A 372-nucleotide genomic window follows, 5' to 3' on the forward strand; every position below is an offset into this window, starting at 1 on the left:
GCAACAAACAAACACCCCAAAAAAAACACAAACCCCCCAAAAAAAACAAAAAACCCCAACAAAAAACACAACAAAAACAAAAAAAAAAAAAAAAAAAACAAACCCCACAACAAAAAATACAACAAAAACCCAAACAACCCCCCCCCCCACCCACAACACACCCCCCAACCCCACAACCCACACCAAACACCCACACCAAACCACCACCCCAAACCCACACACCCACCACCACCCACAAACCACACACCCCCCAACAAAAACAAAAAACCCCACCACACAAACAAAAACAAACCACCCCACCACAAACACAAACAAAAACACAACAAACAAAAAAAAAAAAACAAAAAAAAAAAAAAAAAAAACAAACAAACC

At 39.8% G+C, this 372-nt stretch carries 1 protein-coding gene; it reads right to left on the reverse strand.

The genetic code is table 11. From position 1 onward, the window contains the following. Positions 1-372: hypothetical protein (locus PUR71_RS41280; protein WP_329927328.1), on the reverse strand; the 372-nt coding region annotated here is incomplete at both ends.

It is taken from the genome of Streptomyces sp. SP17BM10 (assembly GCF_036322405.1).
Classification (GTDB): domain Bacteria; phylum Actinomycetota; class Actinomycetes; order Streptomycetales; family Streptomycetaceae; genus Kitasatospora.